The organism is Streptomyces sp. NPDC018045, from assembly GCF_044327445.1.
Classification (GTDB): domain Bacteria; phylum Actinomycetota; class Actinomycetes; order Streptomycetales; family Streptomycetaceae; genus Streptomyces.
Map to the genome: position 1 here is coordinate 18,349 of NZ_JBIRFL010000017.1, position 12,170 is coordinate 30,518.

Sequence of the window (12,170 nt, forward strand, 5' to 3'; positions counted from 1 at the left end):
CCGGTCGGTGTCACGGTGGCCCCGGGTCCCCACCCGCGGCCTGTGGTTGTCGCGTCCGGGGCGGGCCGTGCGGCCGCACCCTTTCGCTACGACCCGTAGCGTAACTGTCCGGCGCCCCGGCCCGGCAACCCCTCCCGCGAACCGCGTGAGTGATCTGCCTCACGAGGCGGGGCCCACCGGCACCTACTGGCCGGTATGGTCGCCCCCATGCACCGCTGCCCCCTGACCGGCACCAGCTCCCCCGCGGGCCGTGCGGGCTCCCGGAGCCGTACGGGCCGGCCGCGCAGCGCCGAGGCGGACCGCGCGATCCTCGACGCCACCCGTGCCGCGCTGGTCGAGCTGGGCTGGGGCAAGCTGACGATGGGCGACGTCGCCGCCCGCGCCGGGGTGGCCAAGACGACGCTCTACCGCCGCTGGGCCAACAAGAACGAACTGGTCCTGGACGCCGTGGCGGTGCTCTTCGACGAACTCGAACTCCCCGACCGGGGCTGCCTGCGGGCCGACATCGAGGGCGTCGTCCTGCAGTTCGCGTCGCTGCTGGCCCGCCCGGAGACCAAGACGGCGCTGATGGCCGTGGTCGCCGAGTCCACCACCGACGAGGCGCTGCGGGTCCGGATCCGCTCCGCCGTGGTGGAGCGGCAGAAGCGGCTGGTGGTCCTCGGGCGCGAGCGGGCCCAGGCGCGCGGGGAACTGCCGCCCGACCCGGCCGGCGAGGAGGGCGCGGCGGCCGCCGGGCGGGCGGTGGGGCTGATCTTCGACGTGATCGCGGGCGCCGTCGTGCACCGGGCACTGGTCAGCGCGGAGCCGGTGGACGACCTGTGGGCGCGGCAGTTCAGCGTGCTGCTGCTGTCGGGGCTGGGCGGGCTCGCGGATCCGGGAACGGGCCCGCCCGGAGCGTAGTGCGCCGGACGGGCCCGCCCCTTCGGCAGGTCAGACCTGGTACCGGTCCGCCGCGAACAGGTGCACGTTCTCCGCGACCCACTCCGACGTCCGCTTCAGCCCCTCCTCCAGGGACACCTGCGGCGTCCACGACGCCCACTCGCGGGCCCGCGAATTGTCCGAAAGCAGTCGCTGGACCTCACTGCCGGCGGGCCGCAGCCGCGCCCCGTCCACGACCACCTCGGCGTCCCGCCCGGACGCGGCTATCAGGGCCCGCGCCAGGTCGCCGATGGAGATCTCGCGCCCCGTACCGAGGTTGACGACCTCGCCCAGCGCCCGGTCGCAGTCGGCCATCGCCAGGAACCCGGCGGCGGTGTCGGTGACGTAGGTGAAGTCGCGGGTCGGGGCGAGCGAGCCCAGCCGGATCTCGCGGGAGCCGGCGTGCAGTTGCGCCAGGATGGTGGGGATGACGGCGCGCGCGGACTGGCGCGGGCCGTAGGTGTTGAACGGGCGGACGACCGTGACCGGCAGCTCGAAGGCGTGCCAGTGGGAGAGCGCCATCATGTCCGCGCCGATCTTCGAGGCGGAGTACGGGGACTGCGGCTGCAGCGGGTGATCCTCGCTGATCGGCGCGGTCAGGGCGGTGCCGTACACCTCGCTGGTCGAGGTGTGCACCAGGCGGCGCACGGCGTGCCGGCGGCATGCCTCGGCGATGTTCTCGGTGCCCACGACGTTGGTCTGCACATAGGCGCCGGGTGAGTCGTAGCTGTACGGGATGCCGATCAGGGCGGCGAGGTGGAAGACCGTGTCGCAGCCGGCCACCGCGTCCGCCACCCGGCCGGCGTCCCGCACATCGCCCGCGAGCATCTCCACCGGGCTGTCCGGGCCCAGGTAGCGGGCCAGGTGCCCCTTGTCGGCGTACGGCTTGTAGTGCACGAAGGCGCGCACCTTCGCGCCGTACCCGACGAGCTGGTCCACCAGCGTCGAGCCGATGAAGCCCTCGGCGCCGGTGACCAGGACGGTGCGGTCCTTCCAGCGGGCTTCCATGGTGGCGTGGTCGATGCTCATGCGGTCTCCCTCAGGTAAGTGGTGGTGGAGCGGGGATCGGGGTGGCCGGCCAGCTTCAGGACCTTGGCGGCCAGCAGGTCGGCGGCCCGGGCGTGGGTGCCGGGATCGGCGGCCTGACCCATGGCGGCCAGCCGGGCGGGGTCGTCGAGCAGCGGGGTGACCAGCGCGTCCAGGCGGTCCGCGGTGGTCTCGGCGTCCGGCAGCAGGACGGCGGCGCCCGCGTCGGACAGCACCCGCGCGTTGTGCGTCTGGTGGTCGCCGGGCGCGTGCGGGTACGGGACGAGGACGGCGGGCATCCCGATCGTCGCCAGCTCGGCGACGGTCGCCGAGCCGGCCCGGCACACCACGAGGTCGGCGGCGGCGTACGCCAGGTCCATCCGGTCCAGGTACGGGACGGCCTCGGCGACCGCCGCGCCACCGGCCGCCGCCAGCCGCTCCCGGGTCTCGTCCAGGGCGGCGGGCCCGGTCTTGATCAGCAGCCGCAGGTCCGTACGGGAGCGGTAGCGGGCCGCGAGACCGACCGCGGCCTCGGTGAGGCGGGCCGCGCCCAGGCTGCCGCCGTTGACGAGCAGCAGCCGGGCGCCCGCCGGCACGCCCAGTTCGCGGCGCGCCCGCTCCCGCAGTGCCCTGCGGTCCAGGCTCGCCAGCGGCCCGACCAGCGGCATCCCGACCGTCTCGGCGCGCTCGCCGCCCGCCAGGTGCGCGCGGCTGCGGTCGAAGGCCAGCGCGATGTGCGGGGTGAGCCGGGCGGCGAACTTGTTGGCCCGGCCGGGCACCGCGTTGGACTCGTGGACCAGGCTGGGCAGCCCGGCCATCCGCGCCCCGACGATGACCGGCGCGCTCGGGTAGCCGCCCATGCCGACCGCGGCCTGGGCTCCTTGCTGCCGCAGGATCGAGCGGCACTGGGCGCCCGATTTCAGCAGCGCGGCGGGCAGCAGGTAGCGCTTGGCGCCGAGCGACGGGTCGAAGGGGATCATGTCCACGGTGTGCAGGCGGTAGCCGGCCTGCGGAATGAGCCGCGTCTCCAGCCCGCGCTCCGTACCGACGAAGGAGACCACCGCGTCGGGCACGGCCCGGCGCAGGGCGTCCGCGAGGGCGAGTCCGGGGTAGATGTGACCGCCGGTGCCGCCCGCACCGATGACGACTGAGAGTGGTGTGCGCATGGCCGCCACGCTCGTCAAGCGCCCTAAGAAGGTTCTAAGACGGAGGTTTGGCAGCCTGTGTGCATGCCGTCCTCGCCTGCACCGCACCCCGCGCACCGGAGCGCCGCCCAGCAGCCCGCCGCCGCGTCCCCGCCGAAGATCCTCGTCGTCGACGACGAACCGGAGGTGCGGGCCGCCGTCGAGGACGGCCTCAGCGTGGAGGGGTACGCGGTGCGCGGCGCCGCCGACGGGCTGGCCGCGCTCTCCGAGGTCGCCTCCTGGCAGCCGGACGCGATCGTCCTGGACGTGATGATGCCGGTCCTGGACGGCCTGGCGGTCTGCCGGCGGCTGCGCGCGCTGGACGACCGTACGCCGATCCTGGTGCTGACCGCGCTGGACTCGGTCAGCGAGCGGGTGGACGGGCTGGACGCGGGCGCCGACGACTACCTGGTCAAACCGTTCGCGCTCGACGAGCTGGTGGCGCGCGTGCGGGCGCTGCTGCGCCGCGCGTCGGCCACCGCCGCCGACGACACCTCGCTGTCCTTCGCCGACCTGGTCGTCGACCCGGTGACCCGCACCGGCCACCGGGGCGGCCGGCCGCTGGAGTTCAGCCGTACGGAGTGGGCCCTGCTGGAACTGCTCCTGCTGCACCCCGGGCAGGTGATGCCGCGCGAGATGATCCTGGAGCGGGTCTGGGGCCGCGACTTCGGCCCGGACTCCAACTCCCTGGCCGTGTACGTCGGTTACCTGCGCCGCAAGCTGGAGGCGGGCGGCGAGTCGCGGCTGGTGCACACCGTGCACGGCGTCGGCTACCGCCTGGACCAGGCGGACCACTCCGGCGGCGGGGCCACGGCGGGGCGGGACGGCACGGGCCGCGGCGGCAAGGCGGGACGGGCGTGAGCGGCCGGCGCGGCCTGGGCGCCCGCTGGCGGCGACGCCGCCCGCTCCGGACGCGGCTGGCGGTCGCCGCGTCCGCCGCCGTGGCACTGGTGGCGGTCGGCATCTGTGTGGCGGCGTTCTTCATCACCCGCGACCAGATGACCCGCCAGCTCGAATTCCACCTGACCCAGACGGCCAACCAGTACGCGCAGCAGTACCGCGAAACGGGCCCGTCGGCCGGGGACACGGGCTGCCGCTACCTGGCCGTCCCCTGCGTCCAGGCGGTCCCTGCCGCGCCGTCCAGGGACCCGCGGGAGCCGTACGCCCTCCGGGTCGACGACACCGTCCGCGCGGTCGCCGCCGGGCGCCACGCGCCGTACTACGACCAGCAGACCGTGGCCGGCCGGCCGGTGCGGGTGTACGTCACCAAGCTGCGCGACCGGGACCTGGCGCTCCAGGTGGCGCTGCGCTCGGACACCGTACGCAGCGGCGTCCAGAAGGCCGCGAAGGCGCTGGCGGTGGTGGGCGGCGCGGGCGTCCTGCTGGCGGCCGGGCTCGGCTACTGGGTCTCGCGCACCGGCCTGGCCCCGGTCGCCCGGCTCACCGCCACCGCCGAACGCATCGCCGCCACCCGCGACGCCCGGCACCGTATCGAACTGCCCGCCGGGCCGCCCGGCCGCGAGGACGAGGTCACCCGGCTGGCCGCCAGCTTCAACACCATGCTCGGCGAGCTGGAGCAGTCGGTCGCCGCACAGCGCCGGCTGGTCGCGGACGCCTCCCACGAGCTGCGCACCCCGCTGACCGCGCTGCGCACCAACGCCGAACTGCTGGCCCGCGCCGACCGGCTGACCGCGGCCCAGCGCGACCGCGCGTCCGGCGCCCTGGGCCGCCAGTTGCGCGAGGTCACCACGCTCGTCAACGACCTGATCGAACTGGCCCGGGACGAGGAGCCGCAGCCGCTGGTGGAGCAGGTGCGCCCGGCGGCGCTGCTGGAGCACGCGGTGGAGGCGGCCCGCGGCCACTGGCCGGAGATCACGTTCACCGCCCGGACCGACGGGGCGGCGACGCGGGTGACCGTGCCCGGCGTACCGGCGCGGCTGTCCCGGCTGCTGTCCAACCTCCTGGACAACGCGGCGAAGTTCTCCCCGCCCGGCGGCCCGGTCGAGACGGAACTGACCGCCACCGGGGACGGCCTGGAGCTGACCGTCCGCGACCACGGCCCCGGCATCGCGGCCGCGGACCTGCCGCACGTCTTCGACCGCTTCTACCGCGCCGAGACGGCCCGCGCGCTGCCCGGCTCCGGCCTCGGCCTGGCCATGGCCCGTCAGATCGCCCGCGCCCACCGGGCCGAACTGACGGCCGCACAGGCGCCGGGCGGCGGGGCGCTCTTCCGGCTCCGCTTCCCGGCGGGGTAGGACGGGGAGCCGGGACGCACGGGCGCCCCGGCAGGAACGGCGTACTACCCTGGGCCGCAATCACGGCCGGACACGGGGCCGAGCGGGCGGACCGGGAGGGCGGGCGGTGAGCAGACGGGCACGCCGTACGCTGCCGGGCTTCCTGCCCCGCGCGCTGGCCGGACTGTGGACGGTCCTGCTGGTCCTGGCGGGCCCGTCCGGAACGGCGGGCGCCGCGCCCGGCCCCCCGGGCCCCGCCCCCTGGGCGACCGCGACATCCGGCCCCTTCGGCGTCGTGTCCCGGCCATCATCCGCCGCCACGCCGCAGACGCTCACGGCGCACCCCGCACCCGGCCGGCCCCGGGCCGACGCCCGCACCGCCCCGGACCGGCCGGTGGCCCGCCAGAGCGCCACCGCCCACGTCCACGCCGTCCTCCCGCACCCGCGCTCCCCCGGCCTGCCGGGCGCGCTGCCGTCCGCGGGCCCGGCCCCGCACCACAGCCCCTTCGGGTACGGCGAGACCGTCGGCCCGCGCCGGGAACGGGCGCCGCCGTGGGCCCGGTACTCCCCGCGCAGCCCGCGCGGGCCCCCCTTCGTACGGAGCCGCTGACGCCCCCGGCGTACGGCCGCCCGCAGCACCCGCACGCCCGGTGACGCCTTCGCGCGCCGCCGCGGCCCGGTGCGCGTGGCCGCCCGCGCCCCGCCTCCGTATCCCTGAAGGGGAGACCCATGCCGTCCCGCGCTCCGTCGCGGCGGCCCTGGCGTGCGCTGCTCGCGCTCGCCGTCGTCGCCGTGTCGCTGTTCTTTGCCCTGACCACCCCCGCCCGCCTCGGACTCGACCTCCGGGGCGGCACCCAGATCGTCCTGGAGACCCAGGACTCGCCCACCGCCCGCGCCGACTCCGCCGCCACCGACCGCGCTCTGGAGGTGCTGCGGCAGCGGGTCGACGCGCTCGGGGTCGCCGAACCGTCGCTGTCCCGCTCCGGCGAACGGCGCATCGTCGCCGAACTGCCCGGCGTCCAGGACCCGAAGGAGGCCGTCGAGGTCATCGGCCGTACCGCACAGCTCACCTTCCACCCCGTGCTCGGCACGACACCGGACCCGAAGGGCACACCGGAAGCGAAGGCCACGGGCGACCGCACCCGCACCCTGCCCGACCCCGACGCCCCCGGGCAGGCCCTGCGGCTCGGCGCGCCCGCGCTGACCGGCGAGGGCGTCAAGGACGCGGAGGCCGTCTTCGACGCGCAGGGCGGGCGCGGCTGGACCGTCGACCTGGCCTTCCGCGGCGCCGCCGCCGACGCCTGGGCCCGGGTCACCGGCCAGGCGGCGTGCGCCGCGGAAGGCGATCCGGCGCGGCGGGTGGCGATCGTGCTGGACGACCGGGTCATCTCCGCTCCCGGCATGCAGCGGAGCGTGCCGTGCACGACCGGCATCGCCGGCGGCGACGCCCAGATCACCGGCGGGTTCAGCGACGCCGAGGCGCGCGACCTGGCGGCCCTCGTCAAGGGCGGCGCCCTGCCGGTGCCCGTCGAGGTCGTCGAACAGCGCACCGTCGGCCCGACGCTGGGCGCCGACGCGATCAGGGCCAGCGCCACCGCGGCCGTCATCGGGCTGCTGTGCACCGGCGTGTTCGTCATCGTCGTCTACCGGCTGCTGGGCGCGCTGGCCACGGTCGCGCTCGCCGCGTACGGCCTGATCTCGTACGCCGTGCTCGTCGCCCTGGGTGCCACCCTCACCCTGCCGGGCCTCGCCGGGTTCGTGCTCGCGATCGGCATGGCGGTGGACGCCAACGTGCTGGTGTTCGAACGGGCCAGGGAGGAGTACGCGCGCCGCGCGGCCCGCTCCGGCGGTGATCTGCGGCGCCCGCTGCGCGAGGGCTTCGGCAAGGCGTGGAGCGCGATCGTCGATTCGAACGTCACCACGCTGCTCGCCGCGGGCCTGCTGTTCTTCTTCGCCACCGGCCCGGTCAAGGGCTTCGGCGTCACCCTGTCCATCGGTGTCCTGGCCTCGATGGTGTCCGCGCTGGTCATCACCCGGGTGCTGGCGGGGTGGGCGGTGCGCCGGGGCTGCGTACGGCGGCGGCCCGCGATCACCGGCATGGCGTCCGAGGGCCGGGTACGGCGGTGGCTGGCGCGCCGCGAACCGCGGCTGATGCGGCGGCGTCGCACCTGGCTGGGCGTCGGCGGCGGTCTCCTGCTGCTCGCCGTCACCGGGATCGGCGTCCGCGGCCTGGAGTTCGGCGTGGAGTTCACCGGCGGCCGGCTCGTCGAGTACAGCACAAGCCGTACGGTGGACACGGAGACGGCGCGCGAGGCGGTCTCGGAGGCGGGCTTCCCGCGCGCGGTCGTCCAGGAGTCGGGCGACGGCGGCATCGCCGTACGGACCGAGCGGCTGACCGACGCCGAGCAGCAACGCATCCGTGCCTCCCTTCAGCAGCCCGGCGGCACGGTCGAGGTCGAGCGGGACGAGCTGATCGGCCCGAGCATGGGCAGCGAGCTGCGCGGCAAGGCGCTGATCGCGCTGGGCATCGCGGTCGCCGCCCAGTTGGTCTATCTCAGCATCCGGTTCCGCTGGACGTTCGCGACGGCCGCGGTCCTGGCCATGATCCAGGACGTGGTGCTGGTGGTGGGCCTGTTCGCCTGGCTGGGCAAGCCGGTGGACAGCGTCTTCCTCGCGGCGCTGCTGACCGTCGTCGGCTACTCCGTCAACGACACGGTCGTGCTGTTCGACCGCGTACGGGAACTGCGGCGCGGCGCCAGGGGCGACCGGGCCGCGCGCGGGGCGGAGGGACTCGCCCGGATCGCCGACCGGGCGATCGTGCAGACCGTGCCCCGCACGGTGAACACCGGCATGGGTGCCCTGTTCGTCCTCGCCGCCCTCGCGGCGCTGGGCGGCGACTCGCTGGCCGACTTCTCGGTGGCGCTGCTGGCGGGCGTCCTGTTCGGCATCGCCTCGACGGTCTTCACGGCCACTCCGGCCGCCGTCGTCCTGGAGAGCCGCCACCCGGGCCCGGAGGCACCTGCCGCGCGGCCGCGCGGCAGGGCCGGGGCCGGGAGCGGGGCGGTGGTCTGACACGCCACCGGGGGCGGGGCCGCGCAGGCCCCGCCCCCGGTGCGTACTGCCGTCAGAACCCGGCCGGTTCCGTGTAGACGCCCCACTCGTCGCGCAGCGCGTCGCAGATCTCGCCGAGCGTCGCCTCGGCCCGTACGGCCGCCAGCATCGGCTCGATCATGTTGCCGCCGCCGCGCGCGGCGTCCAGCATGGCCGTCAGCGACGCGCGCACCCGCGCGTCGTCCCGGGCCGCCCTGCGGTCCGCGAGGACACGTACCTGCTCGCGCTCGACCTCGTGGCTGACCCGCAGGATCTCCAGGTCACCGGTGACCGAGCCGTGGTGGCAGTTGACGCCGACGACCCTCTTCTCGCCCTTCTCCAGCGCCTGCTGGTACCGGAAGGCGGACTCGGCGATCTCCCCGGTGAACCAGCCGTCCTCGATGCCGCGCAGGATGCCGGAGGTCATCGGGCCGATCGGGTGTTTCCCGTCCGGGACGGCGCGCGTGCCGCGCTCCTTGATCCGCTCGAAGATCTTCTCGGCGTCCGCCTCGATGCGGTCGGTCAGCGACTCGATGAACCACGAGCCGCCCAGCGGGTCCGCGACGTTGGCGACGCCGGTCTCCTCCATCAGCACCTGCTGCGTGCGCAGCGCGATCTCCGCGGCCTGCTCGCTGGGCAGGGCCAGCGTCTCGTCCAGCGCGTTGGTGTGCAGGGAGTTCGTCCCGCCGAGGACCGCGGCCAGCGCCTCCACGGCCGTGCGGACGACGTTGTTGTACGGCTGCTGGGCGGTCAGTGAGACACCGGCGGTCTGCGTGTGGAAGCGCAGCCACTGGGCCTTCTCGCTGGTCGCGCCGTACACGTCGCGCATCCAGCGGGCCCAGATCCGGCGGGCGGCCCGGAACTTCGCGATCTCCTCGAAGAAGTCCAGGTGGGCGTCGAAGAAGAAGGACAGCCCGGGTGCGAAGGTGTTGACGTCCAGGCCGCGGGAGAGGCCCAGCTCCACGTACCCGAAGCCGTCGGCGAGGGTGTACGCCAGCTCCTGCGCGGCCGTCGCGCCCGCCTCGCGGATGTGGTAGCCGGAGACCGAGAGCGGCTTGTACGCGGGGATGCCGCGCGCGCAGTGCTCCATCAGGTCGCCGATCAGACGCAGGTGGGGCTCGGGCGGGAAGAGCCACTCCTTCTGCGCGATGTACTCCTTGAAGATGTCCGTCTGTAGCGTGCCGTTCAGGACGGCCGGGTCCACGCCCTGGCGCTCGGCGGCGACCAGGTACATGCAGAAGACCGGGACGGCCGGGCCGGAGATCGTCATCGAGGTCGTGACGTCGCCGAGCGGGATGTCCTTGAACAGGACCTCCATGTCGGCGGCCGAGTCGATGGCGACACCGCAGTGGCCGACCTCGCCGAGCGAGCGTGGATCGTCGGAGTCCCGCCCCATCAGCGTCGGCATGTCGAACGCGACGGAGAGTCCGCCGCCCCCCGCCTTCAGGATCATCTTGTAGCGCTCGTTGGTCTGCTCGGCGTTGCCGAAGCCCGCGAACTGGCGGATGGTCCACGTACGGCCGCGGTAGCCGGTCGGATACAGGCCGCGGGTGAACGGATACTCGCCCGGCCAGCCGATGCGCTCGAAGCCGTCGACCGTGTCGCCCGGGCGGGGGCCGTACGCCGGCTCCACGGGGTCGCCGGAGAGCGTGGTGAAGTCCGCGTCCCGCTTGCGGGCCGAGTCGTACCGGGCCTGCCAGCGACGGCGGCCCTCTTCGATCGCGTCAGCGTCCATACCTCGAATTTACTAGGACGTCCTAGTAATTGTCGATGGCAGCAGGCCGCGAACCGCCGGACGGCACCCCTGAGGCGGTACGGGCGGGCCGCCGGGCCGGGCCCGGCGGCCGTGCGGCCTCAGACCTTGGCGGGCTGCGGCGTACCGTCCGCGACCAGCGGCCCGACCTCGCGGACGACCTTGCGCTCGACGAAGAAGGCGGCGGTCGGAATGGTGCCGGAAAGCAGCACCCACAGCAGCTTGCCGAACTTCCACTTCGCCTTGGACCCCAGGTCGAAGGCGAAGACGAGGTAGATGATGTAGAGCACGCCGTGGATCTGGGAGACCACGAGGGTGAGGTCCTTGCCCGTGCCGAAGCCGTACTTGGCCACCATGCAGGCGCACAGGACGAGGAGCATGACGGCGGTGACATAGGCCATCACCCGGTAGCGGGTCAGCACGCTTCGTTTCATGGTCCGAGCGTAACCGCCCGTTCCGGGGCGATCTTCGCCGCCCCTACCACGGATCAGCCGTCCTTGAAATCCCCGGCCGCCACGCGCAGCGGACGCAGCATCGCGAAGATCTCCGCGCACTCCTCGGCGTCGTAGGCACCCAGCCCGAAGTCCATCGCCATCAGATCGCGGGTGGCCGCGTCGCACACCTCGCGCCCCTGCTCCGTGATGGAGGCCAGCGTGCCGCGCCCGTCGTTCGGGTTCGGCCGCTTGTCCACCAGCCGGGCCTTGACCAGCCGGTCGACGGTGTTGGTCACCGAGGTCGGGTGCACCATCAGCCGCTCGCCGATCTTCGACATGGGCAGCTCGCCCGCCTTGGAGAAGGTGAGCAGCACCAGCGCCTCGTACCGCGCGAACGTCAGTCCGTACGGCTTGAGGACCGCATCCACCTCGGACAGCAGGATCTGATGGGCCCGCATGACCGAAGTGATCGCGGCCATGGACGGCACGGCTCCCCAGCGCCGCTGCCACAGTTCGTCGGCGCGGGCGATGGGATCGAAGGCAAGGCTGAGCGGCTTCGGCACGTCTTCGACCCTACCGTTCGGCCATATCGTGGTCAGCCCTGTCTCAGGTTTCGGTACCCACTCGGGAGCGGGCCCCTCGGCCGGGCCGCTGGGCAGCGCGCTCGGCGCGGGCGGCGCGCCACCCGCGCCGAACGCGTCCGCCCGGCCCTCAGTCTTCGGAGCCCGCCGCGAGGTGGCGCTCGACGGTCTCGACCTTGGAGGTCAGGCCGTCGGTGACGCCGGGCCGGATGTCGGCCTTCAGGACGAGCGAGACCCGCCCGGCGCGCGCCTCGACGGCGGCCACGGCGCGCCTGACGACGTCCATGACCTCGTCCCACTCGCCCTCGACCGAGGTGAACATCGCGTCCGTACGGTTGGGCAGCCCGGACTCGCGGACCACCCGTACGGCGTCGGCGACGTACTCCCCGACGTCCTCGCCCACGCCCAGCGGGCTCACCGAGAATGCGACGATCATGCGTTGACCACGCCTTCCCGACGGGCGCGGGCGGCGATGACGGTGGCCTCGGCCTCGCGCTTGAGCTTGCGCTCGGCGAAGAAGCCGCCGGTGGGCAGGACGGAGAGCACGAAGTAGAGCGCGGCGGTCTTCAACTGCCACCTGGTGCGGCTCCAGGCGTCCAGCCAGAACACCACGTACAGGATGAACAGGATGCCGTGCACCATGCCCATCACCATCACGCCGTCGAAGCTGGTGGTCCGCTTGAGGACCGAGCAGGCGAGCAGCAGCAGGAAGGAAACCGCCTCGGGGGCGGAGACCAGGCGGAGCCGGCGCAGGGCGGAAGCGGTCTTGATGTCCACGGGAACCTCGTTCGGGTGGCAGGTGGCGGCACGATGCGCTTGTGCGACATTTCACAAGGGCGTCCCCATTGTTGCAGGCCCGCAAAGGATCACTGTTCAGGGGTCGGTGCTCCGGATACCTTCGATTCCGTGGCTCAGTTTCGGCTCCAGGGGAGCAAAGTACTCGCCGTCGA

The 12,170-nt window shown here is 74.1% G+C and carries 12 protein-coding genes; 5 read left to right on the plus strand and 7 right to left on the minus strand.

What is annotated here, in order from left to right; genetic code table 11:
• Positions 1 to 207: 207 nt before the first annotated feature.
• On the plus strand, positions 208 to 900 hold the full coding sequence (locus ACH4EB_RS27970) for a TetR/AcrR family transcriptional regulator (protein ID WP_398350617.1): 693 nt from the start codon (positions 208 to 210) through the stop codon (positions 898 to 900).
• Positions 901 to 930: 30 nt separating this feature from the next.
• On the opposite strand, the gene ACH4EB_RS27975 is transcribed toward ACH4EB_RS27970, so the two are convergent.
• Together ACH4EB_RS27975 and ACH4EB_RS27980 are read right to left on the minus strand one after the other, a co-directional pair.
• Complete coding sequence (locus ACH4EB_RS27975) at positions 931 to 1,947, minus strand: GDP-mannose 4,6-dehydratase (RefSeq protein ID WP_398350619.1); 1,017 nt, start codon at positions 1,945 to 1,947, stop codon at positions 931 to 933.
• On the minus strand, positions 1,944 to 3,110 hold the full coding sequence (locus ACH4EB_RS27980) for a UDP-N-acetylglucosamine--N-acetylmuramyl-(pentapeptide) pyrophosphoryl-undecaprenol N-acetylglucosamine transferase (protein ID WP_398350620.1): 1,167 nt from the start codon (positions 3,108 to 3,110) through the stop codon (positions 1,944 to 1,946). The genes ACH4EB_RS27975 and ACH4EB_RS27980 overlap by 4 nt, the downstream gene beginning before the upstream one ends.
• A 63-nt stretch (positions 3,111 to 3,173) precedes the next feature.
• Here ACH4EB_RS27980 and ACH4EB_RS27985 point away from each other — a divergent pair, with 63 nt between their 5' ends.
• The 4 genes from ACH4EB_RS27985 (at position 3,174) to secD (ending at position 8,434) form a co-directional block, all read left to right on the plus strand.
• Entirely contained in the window at positions 3,174 to 3,989 is an 816-nt protein-coding gene (locus ACH4EB_RS27985; RefSeq protein ID WP_398350621.1) for a response regulator transcription factor, read from the plus strand.
• On the plus strand, positions 3,986 to 5,383 hold the full coding sequence (locus ACH4EB_RS27990) for a sensor histidine kinase (protein ID WP_398350622.1): 1,398 nt from the start codon (positions 3,986 to 3,988) through the stop codon (positions 5,381 to 5,383). The genes ACH4EB_RS27985 and ACH4EB_RS27990 overlap by 4 nt, the downstream gene beginning before the upstream one ends.
• Before the next feature lie 106 nt (positions 5,384 to 5,489).
• Positions 5,490 to 5,972 (plus strand): hypothetical protein, encoded by a 483-nt coding sequence (locus tag ACH4EB_RS27995; protein WP_398350623.1) that lies wholly within the window; start codon positions 5,490 to 5,492, stop codon positions 5,970 to 5,972.
• Between the two features lie 119 nt (positions 5,973 to 6,091).
• Entirely contained in the window at positions 6,092 to 8,434 is a 2,343-nt protein-coding gene (gene secD / locus ACH4EB_RS28000; protein ID WP_398350624.1) for a protein translocase subunit SecD, read from the plus strand.
• A 52-nt stretch (positions 8,435 to 8,486) separates the two neighbouring features.
• Here the strand turns inward: secD and ACH4EB_RS28005 are convergent, their stop codons facing one another.
• From ACH4EB_RS28005 to ACH4EB_RS28025, 5 genes are all read right to left on the minus strand, one after another.
• The gene (locus ACH4EB_RS28005) at positions 8,487 to 10,187 is read right to left on the minus strand and encodes a methylmalonyl-CoA mutase (protein ID WP_398350625.1); all 1,701 of its coding nucleotides are present in this window, start codon (positions 10,185 to 10,187) and stop codon (positions 8,487 to 8,489) included.
• A 119-nt stretch (positions 10,188 to 10,306) separates the two neighbouring features.
• The gene (locus tag ACH4EB_RS28010) at positions 10,307 to 10,639 is read right to left on the minus strand and encodes a DUF3817 domain-containing protein (protein WP_398350627.1); all 333 of its coding nucleotides are present in this window, start codon (positions 10,637 to 10,639) and stop codon (positions 10,307 to 10,309) included.
• 53 nt (positions 10,640 to 10,692) lie between these two features.
• On the minus strand, positions 10,693 to 11,202 hold the full coding sequence (locus ACH4EB_RS28015; protein ID WP_398350628.1) for a MarR family winged helix-turn-helix transcriptional regulator: 510 nt from the start codon (positions 11,200 to 11,202) through the stop codon (positions 10,693 to 10,695).
• Between the two features lie 148 nt (positions 11,203 to 11,350).
• Positions 11,351 to 11,656: an MTH1187 family thiamine-binding protein gene (locus tag ACH4EB_RS28020; RefSeq protein WP_398350629.1), complete on the minus strand. Its 306-nt coding sequence runs from the start codon at positions 11,654 to 11,656 to the stop codon at positions 11,351 to 11,353.
• Positions 11,653 to 11,997 carry a DUF3817 domain-containing protein gene (locus tag ACH4EB_RS28025; protein WP_398350630.1) on the minus strand — a complete coding sequence of 115 codons (345 nt, stop codon included), beginning with the start codon at positions 11,995 to 11,997 and terminating at the stop codon, positions 11,653 to 11,655. The genes ACH4EB_RS28020 and ACH4EB_RS28025 overlap by 4 nt, the downstream gene beginning before the upstream one ends.
• Positions 11,998 to 12,170: the final 173 nt, after the last annotated feature.